Consider the following 22,987-nt stretch of genomic DNA (forward strand, 5'->3'; position numbering starts at 1 on the left):
GTGAATATGCAATATGAATTGGCTGTAACTGCAAATGAAAGCTGTTGGCGCTGCTAATACGAACAGGTACACTGCCAGACAACAGTTCACTGCTGCAGGGAGGCCATTGTGAAAAAAAGCTGGTTATTAATGTTGTGTCTGGTTGCCCTACCGGCACTGGCCACTGACTTTGCCGCTGAACTGAAAAAAATCCAGCAAGACCCCAACCGCTACGCCACTGAACTGAGCCAAACCAACGAGACAGAGCGCGACGCCAGTCAATGGCTGAAACTTGGTGTGGCCCACCTGCAGCTTAAAAAGAAAGACGCGGCATTAAACGCATTGGACCAGGCGCTGAAGGGCGATTTAAGCCCGGCGCTGAAGTTACAGGCCTGGCAACAAAAAGCACTGGTGTATGGCATGTTGTTCCGGGACAACAACAATGCACTGCAGTCACTGCAACAGGCGGAATTATTATTGCCTGCAGTGCCCGCAGCGGAAAAGCCGGCGTTGCAGGCCAGCTTGTATGAAAATTTTGCCCAGGCTTATAACCAGTTTGGCAAACTTGAGCAAGCCAGCCGTTATGCCGAGCTCAGTGTTGAGATTGCCGTTCGCCATCAGCTGCCTTATGCCGAATTAAAAGCGCGGCTGATCGCAGGCCGGCTGGCGTTACAACAGAATAATTTTGCCCTGACCCAACGCCAGCTCAGCCGTGCTTTGATCCTGGCGCAACAACTGGACGAACAAACCTCGTTAGCTTCAATTCACATGCGCCTTGGTATGGCCTATCGCAAGCTGGCGCAATTGCCTTTGTCACTTCAGCATCTGCAGTCTGCCGAAACTTTATATCAGCAGTCGGTGCACCAGAATTTACTGGTCAATGCCCGTATTAATCTGGCGGAAACTTATCTGCAACTGGGCGAAATTGATAAAAGTGCACAAACCCTGCGTCTTGCGATGCAGGATGCAGAACAGCTGGACGACAGCCATTTGATTGCGCTGGTGCATTATGGGCAGGCGCAGCTGGCGATGAAACAAAACGATTATGCATTGGCTAAACAGCGGCTGACCAAAGCCATGCAACTGTTTTCACAGTTAGGGCATGACACTTTGTATCAGGAGTTGCTGCTGGCGCTGGCGGAAATTGCCATAGCCCAGCAAGACTGGGAAGCGGCAGTGTCGGCGCTACCGGCACAAGCCGAACTGCAAAATGCCGCTGATTTTCTGAAAATTCGTTATTGGGAACTCAAAGCCAGGCTGTACGCCGGCCAGCAACAATGGCAACAGGCGTTTGACGCCAACCAGCAACTCCTGGCACTGCGCTTTGACCAAGCCGTTATGCAGCAAAAATATACGCTGGACTTACTGACTGATGATTTAAACCAGCAACAACTGAAACAGCAACTACAGCAGGTCGCCATAACATCAAATCAAAAAGATCTGCTGATCTTTGGCCTTGGCAGCCTAGTGCTGTTGTTATGTTGTGCTTTGGCCTGGCGCCATTATTTTCGCCGTAGTCAGGATCTCAGTGTCGAATTGCCGGGTTTACCACAAGCCACCAGCTGGATTGAGTTTGCGCGCAAGGTACAAAAAGAAGCACAAAAAACCGATCAACTGCAGTTACAAGCGCTGCAACTGGCCAATCCACAGCAGTTTAAGTTTCAGTTTGGCGAGCAGATTTTACGCCATGCTATGTTGCAGCTGGTGGACGAACTGCCGGTATCGGCCATGGCCGCTTATACAGTACATACAGATGCTTTATGGCTGGCCTGGCGTTGCCCGCCCGACCAGCTGGCCGCTTTGCAACAACAGCTGCAGGCTGCGGTCACCCTGATCCGCCGGCAGTTGCCGAATCAGCCAACCATTTATAGTTTTTTAACGCCGTTAAATCCGTTATTGGGCAAACAGTGGCCGGCACAGGAACTGGCTGGGGTGCGTGAGCTGGTGTGGTTAAGCTGGGATTTAGCAGCACGGCAACAGCAACTGGATCAGTACAAAGTAGAGGTGGAATGTCTGCAGGCCAATCCCTGTAGCTGGCAAACCGAAGATGTACGTGCCGACTTAATCAATGCGCTGCGGCTGGATTTGCTGCAACTGCGCTGTAACGGCGCCACACTGGAAAAACCTCATCTCTGAGCCAACATAGCGGGCAACACCGCAGTTGGCTCAGCCATAACGGCGTAGCTCAGCCGGTAACTTGTAGTGATAAATTTTTTGCTGGCCCGGCAACTGAAAACTCAGCTCCACCGCCTGTAGACCAAGGCCTGCGGGGTCCTGATTCTGCTCACCATATCTCGGGTCTCCCATCACAGCATGACCAATAGCGGCAAAATGGCGGCGAATTTGATGTTTACGGCCACTAATCAGCTTGATATCCAGCAGACTGTGGTTAGCATCCGGCTGATGGGCACAAAGTTTAAAGCGGGTTTCACAGGTTTTACCATCCAGCTTCTGCCGGATCACCCCTTCTTCCAGTAAGTCCTGGCTCAGTTTGCCACGCACCAGCACCTGATAGTGCTTAGCCATCTGTTGCTGCTGGATCAGCTGACTCAGGCTTGCCGCCATTTTTGGGCTATGTGCCAGCAACAATAAGCCACTGGCCTCTCTGTCCAGCCGGTGAATTAAGAACACCGCTCTGTTGCCAAGTTGTTGTTCAGCAAATCGCAGCAAACTCAGATGATCCCCCCACTCGTTGCCCTGAGACAGCATGCCGGGTGGTTTGTACCAGAGACTGAAAGTACGTTCATCGGCCAATAATACCGCCGGCTCACACTGACGCGATAATAAGTCATCATCGTAATGAAGCTGCAGTAAGTCACCCGCTACGACCGGGCTCTGTGCACGGCGCAGGCGCTTTTGCTGTTTGCCTCGCCGCCAGATCACGGCCCCTTTATTCATCGCATCTTTGAGCCGGCCTTTAGACAATTCCGGCACCGCAGCGGCCAGCAGTTCTACGGCAAGCCCGGCAGTTTCCACCTTAATCTCTTTGCTAATTTTCATCCGATTTCCACACAGCAGCGACAGCTGAGGTACCAACTCAGCATGCACCACAATAATTCAGGGGCTATTCAGCCATCTCAGCTCAGGATCATATCAAAGCCACCGGAGATATGCCTATGAAAACCCTGAGTTCAACCCTGTTATTGGTGCCTTTATTATTGACCAGCCTGAGCGTTCAGCGGCTTTGTGCAGCTGAGGAGTTGCAAAGCCCGCAGCAAACCCAAGAGCAACATCTGCCCGCCAGTGAAGTGGCAGCTGCCGCCAAAAGTACTCCACAACCGGCCGTTGACAGCCGCAGCATGGCAACTCCCCAGGCTTATCAGAGCAGTGCCTGGTTTCAGACAATTGATCTCACTCTAAAAAGAGATTTGAATAACAATGGCTTTTACTCGCTGCTTTATGCGCGTTTTGACGCTCACAGCGATTACAGCAGTCAGCCGGTTTATGCCATTTATGATCTGATCAGTAGCAATGGTGTGGTACGACGTATTCATACCAGCTCTATTTTTACCCTGTATGGCCAGAGTTCTCAGGACTGGTTTGCCGTCGAAACCAATCTGGTCAGCTTGCCGCGTGATTATTACAAACTGAAAATTCAGCTGATTGATGCACAAAGTGGTTATGTACTGGCCGAAATGTCAGGTTATGACAATGCCACACTGGACAGACTGGCACTGGAAGATCAAAACAGTGACAACTACAGACCTGTGGTGGTGGTGCATGAAGATTCCGGCGGTAGTTTTGGTATTTTTGCCCTGCTCGGCTTAAGCTGTGTTTATCTGTGGCGAAGGAAACAACAAGTTGTTCAGAATAGTGATGTTACTCAGCACCTTGCTGCTCAGCACTCCGCTGGTGGCTGCAACAGAGTTTCAGCTAAAACAAGGTGAAACCAGCACTGAATTTAGTTATCAGCGCCCGCCCCAACCTACCATCAGTTTTTTGTTAGACAACGCCAAAATGCAAGGCCAGCACAGCATCAAGAAAAAATATTCTGCTGAACTGGCCGAACTGCACGTACGCCACCAGCTGTTGCTGCAGTCGGTCAAACTGCAACAACGTGGGATAAAAATCCGTTTATCACCAAACAATTTGCCGCTTAGTGTCACAGTGTCGGGTGCCGATCTGACACAGGTGGCCAACATCCGCAACCAACTGGCGGCTACTCAGCAACAAGCCTATCAGGGTTATCTGCAGCGGGATTATCTGTATTTGTTAACTAGCCCATTGGGTGAAAGTTATGTGCTCCCGGATCATGTGCGGATCATGCGAGAAAATTTACCGGTATTACAGCCGGTGGCAGCCAGTTTTGTCAGCCTGTATGGCCGCAACAATATCCGCAAAATTGCCATGCAGCTGGCGCTTTGGCTGCAACAAATCCCTTACCAGAATTTGTCCGACAGGCGTGAATCTGCAGGGGCCGGATTTTTAACACCGGTGCAGATGCTGCAGGCCAATCAGGGAGACTGCGATAGTAAAGCTGTGGTATTTGCCACTGTACTTCGTAATATTTTCCCGAAACTTGGCATCGCCATTATTTATTTTAATGACCATGCTGTAATTGCAGCGCAAATTCCGGCAATTGATAACGAGATAACTGTGGATTTAAACAACGCCACTTATCTGGTGCTGGACCCAACAGGACCCGCCGAGCTGCCGCCCGGAAAACTGAATCCACCTTATGATGTACAGCTGAAAAGCCGCCAGTTTAGTTACCGGCTGTTCTGATCCGGATCTTTGTCCCGTAGCAGCTCTACCTGATGAAATACCTCCAGCCAGTCAGCCGGAATATGCCGCACGCCCTGCGGATCTCCACGTCCCAACCGTTCCACATGAACTAACAGACGCTGAAATGGTGCCAGCACCTTGGTGCGAAAACGGCGGCGACAATACCACCACAGCAACAATAAACTAACCAGATACAACATAAAATGGCCAAATAAATCACCAAGCTCCGCCAACGCTGAGCGGGCGCCAGCTGGCTCCAGATGTAAGGTCAAAGGCAAAATATTCAGGGTTCTGAGCCTGTCACTGTGATGCAACAGTTCAGTGTCGGCCTCTGTCATCACCTGACCTTGCGCCACAGCCAACAAAGGCTCGCCAATGTCATTTAACAACTGAATGGTGCTATCCTGCTGACCTTTGGCCACCCGTTGCAACATCGCAGCCAAATCAAAATTAAGCACCAATTCTCCCAGCAGCTGACCATTCTTACTGAGCGGCACCGACAACATAAATACAGTTTCGGCGGCTTTTAATCTGTGCAGCCTCAACTGCTGCTCAGTTAACTTGGGAAGCTGTTCTTTTTGCTGCCAGAACAACTGCGCTTCCAGTTCAAGTGCAGCCGAACGTTGTTCCACTGGCACATACCAGACACCGGATTGCGACAAATAACTAAACTGTTTGATACTGGTGGATGTGCGCTGCGCCAGCTGTAATTGAGGCAACAAGCTATTTAACATCGATTTTTCTACGTCCGACAGCTGCAGGCTGTTATCTGATGGGCGCAGAGACCATTGCTGACCAGGCAATACAGCAGGCACTTCACTCTGCAATAATAAATTTGCTTCTGCATCCTGCTTTACTACCTGCAGCAGATGAACCACGGGCGCCAACTGATGCTCCAGATCTTCGGCAGCCGACAACAACAAATGCTGGCGCTGCACTATGCGCTGGTTTAATGCCATAAAATAATCAATAGTTGCCGCAGTAACGGCCAGACCTACCACCAGCAACAGCGTATATAACCTGGACTTTTTATATTCGTTATAAAGTGGATTCATCCGTTATGTTTCCTGTTGCAGTCTGAGGTTGCTGCGCTCTGAGTTGGTATAGTTGCCGGCTTAGTGTTGCAGCACCTGTTGAAATTTGCCAGTAACAACAAGCATTTGGCAGGGCAATTTCATCTCTGCCCTGTTCACCGTACCATAGCAGCAAAGCCGGTTTGTGGCTGGTTTTCAGCTGCTGGTACAAAGTGGCAGGCAGACAATAAAGATCCTGATGCAAATCCCCCTCCGGCTCTGGCCAATGCCTGATCACTTTGGACTGATAAGGCAGGTTGAGCAGCTGCTGCTCCAGATACCACAACAATAGCGGATCAGGCTGATACAACCAGAGGGTAGGCATAGGCTGGCTGATTTCCCCTTCGTCTTGTGTGCTAAGCGCAACCGCCAGTTGAGGCAACACTACAGGTTTTGCCAGCAACTGCACACACGGCAATGACGGTTGCCACTGTGATGGCTTACGCACACAAAACAACACCCGCACTCGCGGGAAATAACGGCGCACCACTGTCGCTATCTTCGGCAACAAGCTGTGATCGGCACCGGCAAAACTTTCATCAATCACCAGCTGGTCCAGCTGTTGTGTCCCGTCATGGCACCAGGCCACCAGTTGACTGGCGTCATCCATCGGCAATAAGTCATAACCAAGCTGACGCAGCATCCGGTTATATAACTGTCGTGACGGACCAGGCGGACACAACAACATCACCCGGCCTGATAACTGTGGCAAAGCACGGTCGGCAGCCGCTGGCTCTGGCAACTCATAGTGAAATTCCAATACCTGTTTATTGCCATGCGCAGGATCTGAGTGACCGGAAATATGGGCCTGACACCATAGCAGCAGCTGCTGCAGCTGCTGATAATCGGCGGCAACGCCATGCCCTGTTGCCGCAGGCTCCAGTAATTGCAGCCACTGGCTGTCGGTCAGTGCATCGCCCTGATCAAGCAACTCCAGCCTGAGCTGGTGATTGGCCGCAACCAGTAATCTGAGCTGAAAGGGCTGAGCTCCAAGCCGTTGGCGGTTAAGCAATACCCAGAGTTCGATGGCCCGAAACAACGCCTGTTTGGCCAGCAGCACCACTGCAGGCACTTCGGTATTTAGCTCCAGTAAACAATCCAGTTGCTCGTCCTGCTGTATCAGTTTCCGCAGCAGTTGTGGCAGTTCAATGCAGAGTTCGCAGGCATATACTGCATCAAGCTCTGCATCTTCCTGCGGCTGGCTTTGCAGATAATTACGGCTCAGCTCAGCCAGCCTTTTGTTATCCGGCTGCTGCAACCAGGCTTTTAATAGCGCATTGGCAGCCGGTAATCGGGGATCTGAGAGTTCTGAAGCTGTTGCAGCTGACCCAAATGAATTTAGCTGCATCAACTGCCCGGCGTTATCTGTTTTGGCTTCTCTGGTGCCAGTATCGCGCATCAACACTTCTTCCGTCGTCACAATACCCAGACTCTGCTCGTCTTCAAGCTGCACTGAAGTTAAATCACCGGTCACAGGCGGGTCAAAATCATGCAACAGCCATTGTTCCTGCTCAGCCACAGTTGTGTTCACCAACTGCTGGCGTTGGTTCAGATAACGGTTTAAGTACCAGAATGTCAGCAATAACAACAGAGTCAGGGCACTGAGCGCCGCCAACAGCTGTTGTTTTAACAACTTCAACGGTTGCAGCATCAGTTTTGCATCCTGTTCCGACACCAAATAGAGTTGCCAGCCAGGTAACCAACGCCAGGCCGCCAGAGTTTTACGACCCAGATAATTCTGATAGGGTTTCAGTAACACACCTTCGCGGCGCTGTTTCAGCGCCGTCACCACTGTACTTTGTGGCCAGGCGCCAGCATCCTGATATTTTTGCCGGCTTAATAACAGATCTTCCGGTGGCCTGCGTGCAAACAGCTGCAACTGCTGATAATCATCCAGCGCCTCCAGTCCAAGCCTGGGTAACAGCGATTTCTGATAGCGGCTGCGGCTGTAGAGTCTGGCGTTATCATCAAGAAGCAACAACTCACCGGCTGAACCTCCTGCGGCCATCAGGCGCTGAAACTGGTCCTGTAACAGGGTGGCATCAAACCACAACACCAACTGCTGGTTATTCTGCTGCACCTGCAGTGGCAACACCCAAAGTTTGGGCAGCAGCAGCGGTGGTAAAAACCTGGGTTCTGTGGTGTGACTGAATTGACTTTGACTGAATAACTGCCGGGCCTGGCTGGAGCTGAATCTTAACACTTTGCCATCGTTGTCCAGCACCACATAAGCCAATAACGGGTCGGGCCATAAAATGCGCCGGATCCTGTCGTCTAGCTCCTGTAATGGGTCCAGTATCGGGGTGTTTTCGGCGGGAGGAAGCAAGGTGGTTTGCAGATAAGACAGATGCAGCTGATAACCCTGCTGCCAGTCTTGCAGCAGAGCATCGGCTTTATCAAGTTGGGCACTGAGTTCAGTTTTTTGTTGTTGCAAATACCAGTTGCCGTTTTGCAGCCATAACCAGTAACCGCAGCTCCAGATAAAAACCAGCGACAATACAAAGACTAAACCAGACCACGAAAACAATTTCACCAGGCTTCCACTTCCTTTATGTGAACAGAGTGACTAGCCTAGCGGATCAGTCACTCAAGTCAACCTGTTTACAAATTGGCCTCGGCAAAGGAGGCCAGCCTGCTGCGTACCACGCCGTTTAGGTTGATGGTGGTACTGCCTTCAAAGTTTTTAAAACGCTCAACTATATAAGTTAAACCTGAGGTCACGGCGGTCAGATAGTTACTGTCAATTTGCGACAGGTTGCCCGAGCAAATCAGCTTGGTGCCTTCTCCACAACGGGTAATGATGGTTTTTAGCTGCGCTGCAGTAAGATTCTGACACTCATCGAGGATCACTATGGCGTTCTGAATACTGCGCCCGCGCATAAAGTTCACCGACTTAAACTGGATATTGGCTTTGTCCATAATGTATTGCACGCTGGCATGCGGATGTTCATCGGTTTTATGTAACACTTCCAGCGAGTCGGTAATAGCCGCCAGCCAGGGTGCCATTTTTTCTTCTTCAGTGCCTGGTAAAAAACCGATAGATTCAGCGATTTCCGGTGTATTACGCGTCACTATCACTTTATCGTACAACCCCCGCTCTATCACCATTTCCAGCGCTGCTGCCAGTGCCAGCAAGGTTTTGCCACAACCGGCCGGCCCTGTCAGAATCACCAGATCCATCTCAGGGTCGAGTAGCGCATTCAGCGCCATCGCCTGATAGACATTTTTTGGATGCACCCCCCAGGCTTTTTTATGCATCAGCCGCTCAAAACCTAAATCCAATACTTTAATTTCAGTGTCGGAAATGCCCACTACCCTGCCGGCAAAAGTTTCGTGTTCATCTACCAGATATTCGTTGATATAAGGGTTTGGCAACACAGCCTTGGGTAAATAATGATAAGTTTCACGGCCTTCATTGGCACTGCGGCAGTCTTTAATCTGGCTCCAGAAATCGCCCGGTACCTTAAAATAACCTTTATATAAAAAACGCACGTCGTCGATCAGCTGGTCGGTGCGGTAATCTTCCACCAGTTTCAGGCCCGCACCTTTGGCTTTGAGGCGCATATTAATGTCTTTGGTCACCAGTATCACTTTAACCGGTGCTTTTTCCCGCTGTAAAAACAACGCAGTATTAATAATTAAATGATCGTTTTCACCGCCTGGTAAACCCGGAATTTGATCAGACAAATGATGGTCGTTGACAATAAACAAATGACCGTTTTCTTTGTGCTCCAGTGGAGCCGGCAAAGCCACCCCCTGCATCATTTGCTCCGGACTGGCATCTTTAAGTACATCTTCCAAAGCGCGAATGGCCACCCGCGCTTCGCGGCTGACGTCTTTGTGTTTGTCTTTGATATGGTCTAATTCTTCTAACACTGTCATCGGGATCACAACGTCGTGTTCTTCAAAGTTCAGGAAGGCAAAGGGTTCGTGCAGCAGGATATTGGTATCAAGAACGTAGATTTTTTTTTCTTTGCTTTTTCTTCGCGCCATATGCAGCTCCTTAGCGTGGACCAGCGTACAAAAACTTCGCTGTTGTTTTAACTTTAGAGCAAGAATCCAGAGCACGGATGACAATTGCATGACAGATTTTCGGCAATACGAAAAAAATCCGTTGTGACAGATGAAGTTTGGGTCTTTTCTTAGTACCATGCAGCCCCTTTTTTGGAGTGGTATCAAACATGATGAAATTTGCACTTGGGCAACGTTGGATCAGCGATTCAGAATCAGATTTAGGCTTAGGCACCATAGTTGGTATTGAAGGCCGGATGCTGACCTTGTTGTTCCCTGCCAGCGGCGAAACCAGACTGTATGCCACAGCTGAAGCGCCACTGACCCGGGTGCAATTTAACCCAGGCGATAGCATTAAAAGTGCCGAAGGTTTTAGCCTTGTTGTTGATACTATTGAAGAAAAAAATGACACTCTGATTTATCACGGCCACAGAACCGACAATGGGGAAGCCGTGAGTCTGCGCGAAACTTTCCTGGACCATTTTATTAGTTTTAACCAGCCGCAAGACCGTCTTTTTGCCGGTCAGCTCGACCGTTTTGAATGGTTTACCCTGCGTTATCACAGCTGGCAGCATATTCACCGCCAGCAGCAAAATCCATTCCGGGGTTTAAGCGGCGGCCGGGTCAGCCTGATCCCACACCAGTTATATATTGCCGACGAAGTGGCCAAACGCCATGCCCCGAGGGTGTTGTTATCGGACGAAGTGGGTTTGGGTAAAACCATTGAAGCGGGTCTGATTATTCATCAGCAGCTGATTGCCGGTTTAGCGCAGCGGGTGCTGGTGGTGGTGCCTGAGTCTTTAATGCACCAGTGGCTGGTGGAAATGCTGCGCCGTTTTAACCTGAAATTTGCCATTTTTGATGAAGAGCGTTGCACCGAAGCCAAAGCCGACGGTGGTAATCCGTTTGAATCTGAGCAGCTTGTGCTGACTTCGCTTGAATTTTTCAGCCGGAAAAAAAGCTGGCACGAAGCGGCCACCGAAGCACACTGGGATTTATTGGTGGTGGACGAAGCGCACCATTTACAGTGGAGCCAAGACAATCCAAGCACTGAATACCAACGCATTGAAGCTTTGGCGCAAGACACTCCGGGCGTTATTCTGCTGACCGCCACGCCGGATCAGCTTGGCCATGAAAGCCATTTTGCCCGCCTGCGGTTGTTGGATCCTAACCGTTTTTATGATTATCAGGCTTTCCTCAAAGAAGAGCTGCACTATAAAGAAATTGCCGATTTGGCCAAACAGGTGCTGAGTGATGATGCCTTAACAACTGACATTGCCAAAGCGCTGCAACAACGTATTGCCGAAACTGATTTATCCAAAGAGCTGGCGCTGCTGCAACAAGCTGGCAGCAGTGAAGAAAAAACCGCTGCGCAGCAGTCGGTGATCCGCCAGTTGCTGGACCGTCATGGCACAGGCCGCATTTTGTTCCGCAATAGCCGCAGTGCCATTAAAGGTTTCCCCAAACGTCAGGCACATTTATTACCACTGACTTTACCCGAGCAATATCAGAATGCCATTAAGGTGCAACAGGCATTTAACGGCAGTCAGAGCGATTTACAAAAAGCCAGCGCCCAGCTGTTTCCGGAGCGGATTTTCCAGGAATTTGAAGGCAGTAAATCCAGCTGGTGGCAGTTTGACCCGCGGGTAGAGCTGTTGATTGAACGTATTAAAACCAATAAATACAAAAAGTTTTTAGTGATTTGTGCCCACGCCGACACTGCTATTGCGCTGGAAGAAGCGGTACGGGTGAAAGAAGGTATTCGCGCCGCGGTATTCCACGAAGGCATGAGTATTGTCGAGCGGGATAAAGCCGCTGCTTATTTTGCCCAGGACGACAACAGCGCTCAGGCGTTAATTTGTTCGGAAATTGGCAGTGAAGGCCGTAACTTCCAGTTTGCCCACCATCTGGTGCTGTTTGATTTACCTTTAAACCCGGATTTGCTGGAACAACGTATTGGCCGTCTGGATCGGATTGGCCAGCAACATGATATTCAAATTCATCTGCCGTATTTTACCAATCACCCGCAGCAAATTTTGCTGGACTGGTACCATCAGGGTTTGCAGGCGCTGGAACAAACCAGCCAGACCGGCCGTGCTGTGTATGAAGAAGTGAAAGATCAATTACTGGCGCAGCTGGCTGCCAAAGAAGCGGATCAGTCAGCTGTTGAAGCCTTAATCAGTAAAACCCATGAATTAAATCAGGCACTGAAACAAAAATTAGAACAAGGCCGCGACAAGCTGCTGGAAATGAATTCAGCAGGCGCCGGCCGTGCTGAACAAATTGCCGCCGCCATAGCAGCGCAGGATGATGAAACCACCTTGCCACTTTATATGATTAAAGCCTGGGATATCTTGGGTATTAATCAGGATGACCGCAGTGACACCAGCATCGTATTAACGCCATCCGAACAAACCCAGGGTCATTATCCTGGCCTGGAAGATGACGGTGTTTCTGTCACCTTTGACCGTAAAACCGCATTGGCGCAGGAAGATATCCAGTTTTTAAGCTGGGATCACCCTATGGTGCAAGGCACACTGGACATAGTGACCAACGACTCTATGGGCAATAGCTCGGCCGCCATTTTATTTAACAAACAACTGCCGGTGGGCAGCTTTTTTGTCGAATTTATTTATGTGGCAGAAGCCAGCGCACCACCGGCGCTGCAGTTAGGCCGTTATTTACCGCCAACCCCTATTCGGTTGTTGCTGGAAAAAACCGGCAAAAACTTAGCGCCAAATGTGCCTTTTGATAACTTTAACCGTCAGCTCAAGCCGGTGGGTCGTCAGACCGCAACCAAACTGGTTGGCGCTTTACAAAGCACCATTCATCCGCTCATTGCCAAAGCGGAAGCTTATGCTACGGCTCAGCTGGCGCAAATTCAGCAGGATGCCCAGCATAAAATGACTGAAGCTTTGCAGGCACAAATCAGCCGGTTAACTGCACTGCGGGCGATTAACCCGGCAGTACGGCCGGAAGAAATTGCCCATCTGCAGCAGATGCAAACTGAGCTTGCAGACTATATCGGCAAAGCACGGCTGAAATTTGATGCCATCCGGGTGATAGTGGCCAGCCACGAGTGAGTCAAATCACGCTGTTTTGGGAACTCTGTTAATGTTGCTGGAATACAAACCGCCGCTGTCGCCTTATCTGGATATTTTGTATCAGGATGAGCAGCTGCTGATCCTGAACAAACCCAGTGGACTACTGACGGTGCCGGGCCGCTTGCCGGAACATCAGGACAGTCTGGAACTCAGGGTTCGGCGGGTATTTCCAGAGGCGCGAATAGTGCACCGGCTCGATATGGCCACTTCAGGTATTGTGGTCATGGCACTTGGCGCCGACAGTCAGCGCCATTTAAACCTGCAGTTTGAGAAACGGCAAACCGAAAAACACTATCTGGCGCGCCTGGAGGGCAAAGTGCCGGTAGCTTGTGGTTCAGTCGAACTACCACTGATTTGTGACTGGCCAAACAGACCCAAACAAATGGTGTGTTTTGGGCGTGGTAAAAAAGCGCTGACCCATTTTGCCGTGCTGTCGCAGGATGAACACAGCAGTTTTGTAAAACTAATACCTGTCACTGGCCGTTCTCATCAGCTCAGAGTGCATATGCAGTGGTTGGGGCACCCAATTCTTGGTGATAAGTTTTATGCGTCGCCACAAGGTTTGGCCGCTGCCCCCAGACTACAGCTGCATGCTGCTTATCTGGCATTGTTTCATCCTGTAGATGGCCGCTGGCTGGAATTTCACTGCCCTTGCCCTTTTTAGGTCAGCAGATACAAGACAGAGAATTAACCTCAGATTCATTTTCAGCTGTTATGCTGCCGCCGCTTTCGCAACCTATTGCCATACAACTGAAATAAAGTAGAGCGAAATTTGTTTAATCAAGACAAATCAAATAAAATTAGCCGGTTGGAAAAAACACCCCTTAAGGAGATACGGATGAAACTTAAAACTAGCGCAATTGCCATTCTGGCAGCTCTTCCCCTGATGTCTTTTGTAGCATCTGCGGCTCCAACTGCAGAACAGTTACAAGATCGGGCTTTTGGTTCTTTATTTTATGAATATTACGCACCAGACAGCGACAAAACCCGTTCAGCTGAATGGCAAGGTGTGGACAACGGTAACGGTATTGGTCTGAACCTGGGTTACCGCATCAACAAAGCTTGGGCAATCCGTGCTGAATACGTGCGTCAGGACCTGGATTCTGCATTCAGCAACAACGATATCGAAGGTAATCGTGTTGGTCTGGATCTGATGTACCACGTTGACAGCCTGCCAGTATACGTTGTAGGTGGTGTGAAGAACTTCACCACTGGCCGCAGCGCTTCCGCAGCAAACATCGGTATCGGTGCTAACCTGTTTGCTACTGACGACCTGGCAGTATTTGTTGAAGCAAACCGTTACCAGGGTATCAGCAAGTCATTTGCTGACGCCGGCGTAAAACTGGGTGCAACTTACCACTTCGGCGCAGCACCAGCTGCTGAACCAACTCCAGCGCCTGAACCAGCTCCGGCCCCGGCTCCGGTTATTGGTGATGCGGACCAGGACGGCGTGACTGATGATAAAGATCAGTGTGCTAATACCCCAATCACAGACAAAGTTGACACTGTAGGTTGTTCAATTTTCACTGAACAGTCAGTCAGCATCGCACTGAACGCTCAGTTCGATAACGACTCTGCAGTAGTCAAACCTGAATACCATGCTGACATCGAAAAACTGGCAAACTTCTTAAAACGTTTCCCAAATACTGATGTTGAAATTGGTGGTCACGCTTCTAACGTAGGTAAACCAGCTTACAACATGGCACTGTCACAACGTCGTGCTGACGCTGTAGCTGCGGTACTGGTAAATCAGTTTGGCATCGAATCTTCACGCGTAAAAGCTGTTGGTTACGGTGTGACTAAACCACGTGCTGCCGGCAACACTGCTGCTGCCCACGCGGTGAACCGTCGTATCGAAGCAACAGTAACTGCTTCAGTAAAAGAAGCCGTTCAGCGTTAATCGTTATTTAAACGTTAAAAAGCCGCCTCTGGGCGGCTTTTTTTGCCCGCAACCAAAGGCTGTTACGCATTGCTCATCCACACGCCCGACCATCCTTAATCTCAGTAATTTGCAACGCAAAGCGGCAACAACAAGCCACAGCAAAGCCGGATCTGATTTAAGTTTTTTGTGCTTTGGCCGATACTAACTGCAATCACCTCTTGCCGGAAATACCTGATGCTAAAGCCAATCACAGCGCTGCTGGTCCTGCTCTTTTATTGCAGCACCACAGTAACCGCCGCTGAACTTGCCGCCAGCAGCGAAAGCCTGCATACCCTGGATTTACAACGCCAGCTGGCAAGCACAGAATTAACGCCACTTCAGGCCGGTGAACAACAATTTATGACTTTGTATAAACCGGCCATGACCGCTTTTAACAAAGGCACTGTGGTCCTGCTGCCAGACTGGTCACAACATGCAGCCAGCCCGCGCATGATCAATCTACTCAGGCAACAACTGGTTGACTACGGCTGGAATACCTTAAGTGTGATGGTGCCAGACCCACTGCCGCTGACCGATGCTGAAAATTTATTAACTTATCAGAACGAGTTGTTATTACGCTTGCAGGCTGTGATGACCAAGGTGCAAAACAGCAGCGGCAGTGTGGTGATAGTGGCGCAAGGCAGCAGTGGTGCAATACTCAACCAGCTGTATCAGAGCAGTGAGCTTACAAAACCTGATGCACTGGTGCTGCTGAGCGCCTACCTAGCCGAGCCGGCCTTAAATGACGCAGTGTCGCTGGCACTGGCAAAACATAAAATTCCGACTCTCGATATTCAGCAACAACAAGACAATGTCTTTGTATTGGCCAGCAGTAAACTGCGTCAGCAACTGGTGCGTAAACATATTAAAGAGTTGTACCGGCAACGGCTGTTGCCGGGTTCTATCGACGATGGCTTCAATCAACAGTGGGTGTTTAATGAAATTAATGGCTGGCTGAGCTATTTAGGTTATTAGCACAGGAGCCGGCGACCCCCTGTGCCTTCATTGCTTATTTTTTAAAACGCTCGACCAGCTGATACAAAGATTCGGCATTACGCTCCAGATCACTGCTGACAGCTGCGGCCTGCTCACTGTTGTGGTAACTGTCACCCGCTAAGTCGGCAATACGACTCACCTGGCGATTAATATCTTCCGATACATGCGCCTGCTCTTCCACAGCCACAGCTATTTGATGGCCCATTTTGGCAATAATATTCACCGCATCCATAATGCCGCTCAGCATCTGCTCTGTTTCCTGCACCTTGGCGACCCCTAATTCTGTGGCATGAATACCATCATTGGCTGCGGAAACCGCCGCCGAAGCACCACTTTGCAGATTATTAATGATCACCTGAATTTGTTTGGTCGACTCCTGAGTGCGTTGTGCCAGATGCCGCACTTCATCGGCTACCACGGCAAATCCGCGTCCCTGATCGCCAGCCCTCGCGGCTTCTATCGCCGCATTAAGCGCCAATAAATTGGTTTGCTCGGCAATTTGCTGAATAATCTCAGCAGCCTGAGTAATGCTGGAGGTTTGGGTGGCCAAGTCTGTTACTGCAGTTGAAATCGCCTGCACTGTACGGGCCAGTGCATTAATGGCCTCTTTGGTTTGTTGTGCCACCATCCGGCCCTGACAGGTCAGCTCATTGGCATTGGCTGCCTGATTAGAGGTAAGTTGTACGTTTTGCGCCACCTCAGCGATGGTATGGGTCATCTGGTTCATCGCAGTGGCGGTTTGATCGGTTTCCTGCTGCTGTGAGCTGATTGAGCCCAAAGTGGCTTCTGATAACTCATGGGCCTGCGCTGACTCTTTTGATGCCAATAAAGCGGCATCTTCCAGCCGGGTTAACACAGTGCGAAGATGGGCAGCCTCTGTCACCAGCGCCAGCTCCAGCTGACCCCAGCTGTCAGATTTTCCGGTATACACTTTAGTCGCGACTGGGCACAAAAACGGATTACTTAACTGGGCTTTTAGCTGCTCTCTTGCACGATTGGTACCTGATTTTTCCAACCACAGTAAAGCCATACTACTGGCTGCCGCAGCCACGCCTGCCCCAAGCTGACCAAGCCAGGCTGCAGCAGCAACGGTCACCAGCAACACGGCGGCGGCGGCCAGCGGAACCTTTGCCACTTCAGGCAACCAGGACGCCACAGGTTTTTTCCCTTGTTGCACCTGCCGGTACACCTCTTCGGCTCTTTGTACCTGTTCTGCTGTAGGTTTTACCCGCACCGATTCATAACCCACCACCTTGCCTTGCTGTAAAATAGGGGTCACATAAGCATTGACCCAATAATAATCACCATTTTTACAGCGGTTTTTCACCACACCCATCCAGCATTTTCCGGCATTTAAATAGTCCCACATGCTGGCAAACACTGTTTCTGGCATATCGGGATGCCGCACCAGATTATGGGGCTCACCTATCAGCTCTTCGCGGGTAAAACCGCTGATATCAACAAAAGCATCATTACAATACTGAATAATTCCACGGACATCGGTTGAAGAAATCAATCGCTGTTCAGCAGGAAAGGTACGTTCTCTGGAGGTGACAGGTAAATTCTGGCGCATGATAGGCAATCCTTTGTGAAGCCAATAAAAAAGTACCGATTTTAGCGCTGCGGCACTCTGTACCGATAAAGCTGCGGCACTCTGTACCGATAAATCTAGATCAGTGTTTTGTCATTGCAAGGAAAAAGTGATTAAAATTTAGACTGTTACCTTTGCTGTCGCCAAAGACGCCCGCTGCCGTTTTTCTGGTCGCCATGTTAGGATCTGCGCCTTGTCCCGCTATTGTTCCTGAGGTGGTTATGTTTGCGTCCAGTCCGGTGTTCAGCACTGTGATTTTGCTATTACTAAGCAATATTTTTATGACTTTTGCCTGGTACGGCCATCTGAAACACTTCAAAGGCTCAGCCATTTATATTGCGGTGTTGGTGTCCTGGGGCATAGCGTTTTTTGAATATATGCTGATGGTGCCGGCCAATCGAATTGGCTCGCAGGTGCTGTCGCTGGCGCAGCTGAAAATATTGCAGGAAGTCATCACCCTGTCGGTTTTTATCCCATTTGCGCTGTTTTATATGAAAGAGCCATTTAAATGGAATTATGTTTATGCCGGCTTGTGTTTATTGGGGGCGGTATATTTTATGTTTTATCACAAGAGTTAACCTCAGCATCCACAAAGGGGCGTGCAAAGATGACTGCTGAACCCAAAGCTGCAGGGGAGCACAGCCTCCACTCCCCTGTGCACTGTGAGTTTTTAACTAACTACGGTTTTGTTTAATCATCTCGTAAGCGGCCTGAATATCCTGCGTTTTGCGTTTGGCCAGTTCCAGCATTTCTGCCGGCAAGCCCTGGGACATCAGCTTATCCGGATGATGTTGTGCCATTTGTTTTTTATAGGCTTTTTTCAGCTCACTTTCACTGCAATCAGGTTTTACCCCAAGCAATTGATAAGCATCCTGCAGGGTATCGGCTTTGGCTGCTGTCTGGCGTGGCCTTTTGGCAAAACGCGCTTCTGCCTGATAACGCCCAAGCAGATATTGCAGTCTGCTGGCCGAAATCGACAAAGCATCGGCTAATTGTTGCAATAAACGCTCTTCAACCGCGCTTAAATGCGCGTCGATATAAGCAATGCTGATCTGGATTTCTAAAAACAGCTGTAATAAATCCGGCCGCCAGCGATAACTTTGCTTGAGCAGCGCCAGCTGCGCTAACAGCGGAAAATCAGCGGCCTTGCCTTCACGAAAGGCACGTTGGGCTTCCTGCTGCTGTTTGCTGTTCAGCCCAAGTTGCTGCATAAACTCAGTGGCTTTATCAATATGAGCGCTGGTTACCACACCATCAGCTTTGGCCAGATGTCCCATCACCGCAAAGGTGCTATACATAAACACCCCCTGCGCTTCACTGTTATCTTTTTTCAGCGCCGCTAAACCACCCGAGTCTTCAAAAGATGAACGCAGGCTACGGTCAAACCAATGCCCTATGAATAACCCCAGCAGCAAACCCGGCCATTTAAATAAAGCCATGCCAAACATGGCCCCCAGCAGTTTTCCCCACATCAGCGCGCCCCCCGCAGCAAAGCCAGCTGTTGCTCAGCCTGAGCTAACCGCTCTGGTGTGCCTATGTCGGCCCAGAAGCCAGTATAAAGTTCGCCACTGACCTGCCCCTGCGTCATGGCCTGACGTAAAAACGGCGCCAGTTTTTGTTTGCCATCCGGAACGGATGTAAAAAACTCCGGCCGGTACAGCGCAATACCACTAAATGTCCATTGGGGCTCTCCTTGTGGCAACACCAGTGCTGTGGTGTTATCCAACGCAAAATCGCCCTGCGGATGTTGCGGCGGATTTGGCACCAGCACCAGATGCGCTCTTTGTTGCACCAGCATCAGACTTTTGAGTGCGCTAAAAGGAAAGTTTGTCAGCACATCGCCATTCACCACCAAAAAAGGCTCAGTGCCCAGTAACGGCAGCGCTTTTTTTATACCGCCAGCCGTTTCCAGACCGGTTTCACCTTCAGCAGAATACTGCAGCTGCACACCAAACTGACTGCCATCCCCCAGCTGCTGCTCAATCAGCGCCCCCAACCAGGCGTGATTAATCACTATCTGGCGGATACCGGCGCTGGCTAAGGCTTCAATATGATGGACAATCAGGGGTTTTCCGGCGACCTGCAACAATGGTTTTGGGACATGGTCTGTCAGAGGCCGCATCCGTTCACCACGGCCGGCAGCGAGGATCATGGCGCGCATCGGCTCACCTCATCAAAACGGGGTTGAATTTTTTGCTGCAACAACAAAGAAAACTCAGCAAATTCAGGATATAAAGCAGCAGTATCCATCACATAAGCCAGCACCCTTGGCAAATCGGGCAAATAACCTGCTTTGTGATCGCGATGATAAAGCCTGGCAAAAATGCCACAGACCTTGATATGGCGTTGCAGCCCCATCCAGTCAAAACTTCGGGCAAAACGCTGCTTGTCCCAGTCCGGCTCCAGCTCACCACTGGCCTGTAAAGTGGCAAAAAACTCATCACGCAGTGTGGCCACCACGGCGTCCGACCAACGCAGATAACAGTCTTTTAATAACGACACTGCATCATAACTAACAGGCCCCAGCACCATATCCTGAAAATCAATGACGGCAAGCTGGTTATCCGGCAACACCATCAGGTTGCGGGCATGAAAATCGCGGTGCATGCCGGCCTGAGGTTGCGCCAGCGCTTCATCAGCAAGTAGCGCAAAACAGCGTTCCAGCACTTTCAACTCGTCAGAACTGAGTTCGAGCTTCAGATGCACCAGACAGAACCAGTCGATAAACAACTGCATTTCACGCAATAAAAAAGCACGATCAAACAACGGCAAGGCCCCCTGGGTAGTGGCGCTGACCTGTCGTATCGGTTTGAGCAAAGCCAGCGCCTGCTGATACCAGTGCAATACTGAGTTCTCATCCAGCACAGACAACAATAAACAGTCGCCCAAATCCTCAAGCAAAATCAAACCGTTGGCTAAGTCTTGTGCCACAATGGCCGGCACCCGCAGCCCTGCTACTGCCAGTGCCTGTTGCACAGCCACAAAACGGGCCCCATCTTCCAGCGTGGGTGGCGCATCCATCAGCACATAAGGCCGCTGCTGATGGAATACCCGAAAATAACGGCGAAAACTGGCGTCACCACTCAGGGGGCTTAGCTGATAATCCTGCGCTGGCCAGACGGAGTCTAAAAAACTGCAAATAAAAGTCATACGATCCGGCACTTTTTACTCCCATCAGGTCAAAGTGCGCACTATATCTGATTAGCAACAACCATAAAATTGCTTTATCATGGCCAACCTGCTGTTTTTGCAACGATGCAACTGCAGCAAGGCTTCTACTCTGAGACTGCGGGATGAAACGAACTTTATTAAATCAATGGATACTGCTGGCGATCGGTGGTGCTGCTGCGCCATGGTTTTCTTATGCCGCCACACCAGTACTGCAGTGCTACCCCAAACCCGACTTGCCCCCTATGCTGGCCAGCCTCAATAAAAACGACAACCAGCTACGCATTGATTCTGGCCGGGCCGAGCTGATTGGCAATCAGATTGCCGAATTTAGTGACACAGTACAGCTGACCTACCGCGACACTTTATTAACAGCCCCCAGCGCCCGTTTTAGTAAACCTGAGCAGAGCATGTCTGCCGACGGCGGCATCAGTTATTACAGCTCTATGCTTAAAGTCAGCAGCAGCTCGTTCAGCGCTCTGCTCGCTGAAAATAAAGTGACACTGCAAGATGCTGAATACCGTTTTTTAGGCCAGGCGGGCCGCGGTTATGCGGCGAAAATGTCCGCATCAGATCAAAGTGTTGAGCTGAACCAGGCCAGTTTTACCACTTGCCCTGATGGTGACAATGGCTGGGCTTTAGAAGCCGAAAAAATTCAAATCAATGCCGATGATGGCTGGGGTGAAGCCTGGAATTCCTTTGTGAAAATCAAAGGGGTGCCGGTGTTGTATCTGCCTTATATGACTTACCCTGTCAGCAACAAACGCAAAACAGGCGTGTTATTTCCCAATATCGGTAGTTCCCAAAAACTCGGTTTAGATGTGGCCCTGCCCTATTATCTGAACCTGGCCGACAACTACGATGCAACTTTAACCCCCCGTTATATGAGCCAGCGTGGTACTCAGCTAAACTCTGAATTCCGCTATCTGACTGAAACACAACGTGGTTCTTTATATCTGGAATATCTGGATAAAGATCAGGAGAAGGCTGCCGATTTTGGTGCCCGTTATTTATCTCATGTCAGCCATCTGGCTGATTTTAGTGATCGCTGGCGCGCCAGTGTCGATTTTACCGATGTCAGCGACGATGCTTACCTGACAGAACTGGGTTCTGCCATCAATAACCAGAGTGACACTCAGCTGTATCGCCAGGCCAATTTAAGTTATTACGGCGACTATGTGCATTCTGATATCCAGCTGCAGGGTTTTGAAATTCTGGGTAACTACAACAAAGCCTTTAGTGCTTTACCGCAGTGGGATTTTAGTTCGGCTAAACCGCTGCAGCTCACAGAAAATGTCCAGCTGTTGTGGGCAGGTCAATACGCCCATTTTGAGAATGACGACCTTTACAAACGCAGCGCCGACCGGGTACATCTGGAACCCACAGTGCGGCTGCCTTATAGCACACCGGCACTGGAACTGACACTCGAAGGCAGTTTGCTGCATACCTATTATCAGCAAAAAACCACTGAGCCAAGTGTGGTGCTGGATGAGTCGGTCGCGCGCAGCCTGCCAAAACTCAGCCTGAACGGCAAACTGAATTTTGAACGGGATACCAACTGGTTTGGTCAGGATTCAGTACAAACTCTGGAGCCCCAGCTGCAATATTTGTATATCCCGTTTCGCGATCAACAAAATATTGAACTGTACGACACCGCCAGATTGCAGGACGACTATTCGGGCTTATTCCGCCAGAACCGCTATTCTGGTCTGGATCGGATCAACGACGCCAACCAGCTGACACTGGGCTGGACCACCCGGGTCTATGATGCCAACGAAACCGAACGTTTCAGGTTCAGCATGGGCCAGATTTTATTTTTAGCCGACCCAAAAACACAGGCTTTACTGGATCCAACCGACGGCAACACAGACCCACAGGCTATTGCTGCCACTGAGTCGATTTTTGCCGCCGAAACACTGGTGCACTGGCAACAAAACTGGTTCCTCAATGGTGGTGTGCAATACGACGCAGAAAATAAACGCATGGTGAAAAGTAATGTCACACTGGATTATCGCAGTGATGATAAAAAACTATTTCAGTTGAACCATAGATACAGCCGTTATGTCTCAAACACCGAAATTGCCCAGCTTGGCGCCCTCGGCACTATGCCGATTGCCGAACAGTGGCAGGCTGTTGCCAGTTATTACCGTGATATCAATAATGACCGGATGATTGAAGCCAATATCGGTCTGCAATACGAATCCTGTTGCTGGGCTATCCGACTGGTTGCCCGCCGTCAGATTGAAACCAATCTGGAGTTGTTGGTGAATAATCCAAACAATCCGGTGAAACTGGACAGCGGCATTGCGTTGCGTTTTGTGTTAAAAGGATTCGGTGATTCAGCCGGATTTGATGTGTCAGATATGTTATCCAGCGGCATCTTCGGATATCGCCGCCCTTATTTACTTAATAATTAATG

At 50.0% G+C, this 22,987-nt stretch carries 17 protein-coding genes; 9 read left to right on the forward strand and 8 right to left on the reverse strand.

What is annotated here, in order from left to right:
• The first annotated feature begins 108 nt into the window (after positions 1-108).
• Positions 109-2,115 carry a tetratricopeptide repeat protein gene (locus V7P87_RS00845; RefSeq protein WP_333795732.1) on the forward strand — a complete coding sequence of 669 codons (2,007 nt, stop codon included), beginning with the start codon at positions 109-111 and terminating at the stop codon, positions 2,113-2,115.
• 30 nt (positions 2,116-2,145) lie between these two features.
• On the opposite strand, the gene V7P87_RS00850 is transcribed toward V7P87_RS00845, so the two are convergent.
• Positions 2,146-2,979, reverse strand: coding sequence for an RluA family pseudouridine synthase (locus V7P87_RS00850; RefSeq protein ID WP_333795733.1), 834 nt, complete (start codon positions 2,977-2,979; stop codon positions 2,146-2,148).
• 116 nt (positions 2,980-3,095) lie between these two features.
• Here V7P87_RS00850 and V7P87_RS00855 point away from each other — a divergent pair, with 116 nt between their 5' ends.
• A complete protein-coding gene (locus V7P87_RS00855) occupies positions 3,096-3,866 on the forward strand; it encodes a choice-of-anchor H family protein (RefSeq protein WP_333795734.1) in 771 nt (256 codons plus the stop codon).
• Positions 3,781-4,704 carry a hypothetical protein gene (locus V7P87_RS00860; protein ID WP_333795735.1) on the forward strand — a complete coding sequence of 308 codons (924 nt, stop codon included), beginning with the start codon at positions 3,781-3,783 and terminating at the stop codon, positions 4,702-4,704. Before V7P87_RS00855 ends, V7P87_RS00860 begins: the two co-directional genes overlap by 86 nt.
• On the opposite strand, the gene V7P87_RS00865 is transcribed toward V7P87_RS00860, so the two are convergent.
• The 3 genes from V7P87_RS00865 to V7P87_RS00875 form a co-directional block, all read right to left on the reverse strand.
• The gene (locus V7P87_RS00865; protein WP_333795736.1) at positions 4,689-5,759 is read right to left on the reverse strand and encodes a hypothetical protein; all 1,071 of its coding nucleotides are present in this window, start codon (positions 5,757-5,759) and stop codon (positions 4,689-4,691) included. The two genes, V7P87_RS00860 and V7P87_RS00865, sit on opposite strands and share 16 nt — an antisense overlap.
• Complete coding sequence (locus tag V7P87_RS00870) at positions 5,743-8,310, reverse strand: hypothetical protein (protein WP_333795737.1); 2,568 nt, start codon at positions 8,308-8,310, stop codon at positions 5,743-5,745. The genes V7P87_RS00865 and V7P87_RS00870 overlap by 17 nt, the downstream gene beginning before the upstream one ends.
• 68 nt (positions 8,311-8,378) lie before the next feature.
• Positions 8,379-9,770, reverse strand: coding sequence for a PhoH family protein (locus tag V7P87_RS00875; protein ID WP_333795738.1), 1,392 nt, complete (start codon positions 9,768-9,770; stop codon positions 8,379-8,381).
• Between the two features lie 188 nt (positions 9,771-9,958).
• Here V7P87_RS00875 and rapA point away from each other — a divergent pair, with 188 nt between their 5' ends.
• The 4 genes from rapA to V7P87_RS00895 all read left to right on the forward strand — a co-directional run bounded on the left by rapA (position 9,959) and on the right by V7P87_RS00895 (position 15,788).
• Positions 9,959-12,871 carry an RNA polymerase-associated protein RapA gene (gene rapA / locus V7P87_RS00880; RefSeq protein ID WP_442967908.1) on the forward strand — a complete coding sequence of 971 codons (2,913 nt, stop codon included), beginning with the start codon at positions 9,959-9,961 and terminating at the stop codon, positions 12,869-12,871.
• A gap of 31 nt (positions 12,872-12,902) precedes the next feature.
• Complete coding sequence (locus tag V7P87_RS00885; RefSeq protein WP_333795739.1) at positions 12,903-13,556, forward strand: pseudouridine synthase; 654 nt, start codon at positions 12,903-12,905, stop codon at positions 13,554-13,556.
• Positions 13,557-13,730: 174 nt separating this feature from the next.
• On the forward strand, positions 13,731-14,792 hold the full coding sequence (locus V7P87_RS00890) for an OmpA family protein (protein ID WP_333795740.1): 1,062 nt from the start codon (positions 13,731-13,733) through the stop codon (positions 14,790-14,792).
• A gap of 216 nt (positions 14,793-15,008) precedes the next feature.
• Positions 15,009-15,788, forward strand: coding sequence for a DUF3530 family protein (locus V7P87_RS00895; protein WP_333795741.1), 780 nt, complete (start codon positions 15,009-15,011; stop codon positions 15,786-15,788).
• A gap of 34 nt (positions 15,789-15,822) precedes the next feature.
• Here the strand turns inward: V7P87_RS00895 and V7P87_RS00900 are convergent, their stop codons facing one another.
• Positions 15,823-17,382, reverse strand: coding sequence for a methyl-accepting chemotaxis protein (locus V7P87_RS00900; RefSeq protein ID WP_333795742.1), 1,560 nt, complete (start codon positions 17,380-17,382; stop codon positions 15,823-15,825).
• A 239-nt stretch (positions 17,383-17,621) separates the two neighbouring features.
• Between V7P87_RS00900 and V7P87_RS00905 the strand changes: the two genes are divergently transcribed.
• A complete protein-coding gene (locus tag V7P87_RS00905) occupies positions 17,622-17,978 on the forward strand; it encodes a DMT family protein (protein WP_333795743.1) in 357 nt (118 codons plus the stop codon).
• Positions 17,979-18,074: 96 nt separating this feature from the next.
• Here V7P87_RS00905 and djlA read toward each other — a convergent pair whose 3' ends face one another.
• Genes djlA through V7P87_RS00920 form a run of 3 tightly spaced genes read right to left on the reverse strand, consistent with a single transcriptional unit; the run spans position 18,075 to position 20,562 of the window.
• Entirely contained in the window at positions 18,075-18,872 is a 798-nt protein-coding gene (djlA, locus tag V7P87_RS00910) for a co-chaperone DjlA (protein WP_333795744.1), read from the reverse strand.
• Complete coding sequence (gene murU, locus V7P87_RS00915) at positions 18,872-19,561, reverse strand: N-acetylmuramate alpha-1-phosphate uridylyltransferase MurU (RefSeq protein WP_333795745.1); 690 nt, start codon at positions 19,559-19,561, stop codon at positions 18,872-18,874. The genes djlA and murU overlap by 1 nt, the downstream gene beginning before the upstream one ends.
• The gene (locus V7P87_RS00920; protein ID WP_333795746.1) at positions 19,549-20,562 is read right to left on the reverse strand and encodes an aminoglycoside phosphotransferase family protein; all 1,014 of its coding nucleotides are present in this window, start codon (positions 20,560-20,562) and stop codon (positions 19,549-19,551) included. Before V7P87_RS00920 ends, murU begins: the two co-directional genes overlap by 13 nt.
• Positions 20,563-20,693: 131 nt before the next feature.
• Here V7P87_RS00920 and lptD point away from each other — a divergent pair, with 131 nt between their 5' ends.
• Positions 20,694-22,985 carry an LPS assembly protein LptD gene (lptD, locus tag V7P87_RS00925; RefSeq protein WP_333795747.1) on the forward strand — a complete coding sequence of 764 codons (2,292 nt, stop codon included), beginning with the start codon at positions 20,694-20,696 and terminating at the stop codon, positions 22,983-22,985.
• Positions 22,986-22,987: the final 2 nt, after the last annotated feature.

The sequence above is a fragment of the Rheinheimera sp. genome (genome assembly GCF_036782235.1).
In the GTDB taxonomy this organism is placed as follows: domain Bacteria; phylum Pseudomonadota; class Gammaproteobacteria; order Enterobacterales; family Alteromonadaceae; genus Pararheinheimera.

What these genes read in the sequence shown, in the direction of transcription:
- V7P87_RS00890 (WP_333795740.1), top strand. Translation starts at nt 13,731, where the DNA reads ATGAAACTTAAAACTAGCGCAATTGCCATTCTGGCAGCTCTTCCCCTG.
- rapA (WP_442967908.1), top strand. Translation starts at nt 9,959, where the DNA reads ATGATGAAATTTGCACTTGGGCAACGTTGGATCAGCGATTCAGAATCA.
- V7P87_RS00855 (WP_333795734.1), top strand. Translation starts at nt 3,096, where the DNA reads ATGAAAACCCTGAGTTCAACCCTGTTATTGGTGCCTTTATTATTGACC.
- lptD (WP_333795747.1), top strand. Translation starts at nt 20,694, where the DNA reads ATGAAACGAACTTTATTAAATCAATGGATACTGCTGGCGATCGGTGGT.
- V7P87_RS00875 (WP_333795738.1), bottom strand. Translation starts at nt 9,770, where the DNA reads ATGGCGCGAAGAAAAAGCAAAGAAAAAAAAATCTACGTTCTTGATACC.
- V7P87_RS00900 (WP_333795742.1), bottom strand. Translation starts at nt 17,382, where the DNA reads ATGCGCCAGAATTTACCTGTCACCTCCAGAGAACGTACCTTTCCTGCT.
- V7P87_RS00865 (WP_333795736.1), bottom strand. Translation starts at nt 5,759, where the DNA reads ATGAATCCACTTTATAACGAATATAAAAAGTCCAGGTTATATACGCTG.
- V7P87_RS00905 (WP_333795743.1), top strand. Translation starts at nt 17,622, where the DNA reads ATGTTTGCGTCCAGTCCGGTGTTCAGCACTGTGATTTTGCTATTACTA.
- V7P87_RS00895 (WP_333795741.1), top strand. Translation starts at nt 15,009, where the DNA reads ATGCTAAAGCCAATCACAGCGCTGCTGGTCCTGCTCTTTTATTGCAGC.
- V7P87_RS00850 (WP_333795733.1), bottom strand. Translation starts at nt 2,979, where the DNA reads ATGAAAATTAGCAAAGAGATTAAGGTGGAAACTGCCGGGCTTGCCGTA.
- djlA (WP_333795744.1), bottom strand. Translation starts at nt 18,872, where the DNA reads ATGTGGGGAAAACTGCTGGGGGCCATGTTTGGCATGGCTTTATTTAAA.
- V7P87_RS00885 (WP_333795739.1), top strand. Translation starts at nt 12,903, where the DNA reads ATGTTGCTGGAATACAAACCGCCGCTGTCGCCTTATCTGGATATTTTG.
- murU (WP_333795745.1), bottom strand. Translation starts at nt 19,561, where the DNA reads ATGCGCGCCATGATCCTCGCTGCCGGCCGTGGTGAACGGATGCGGCCT.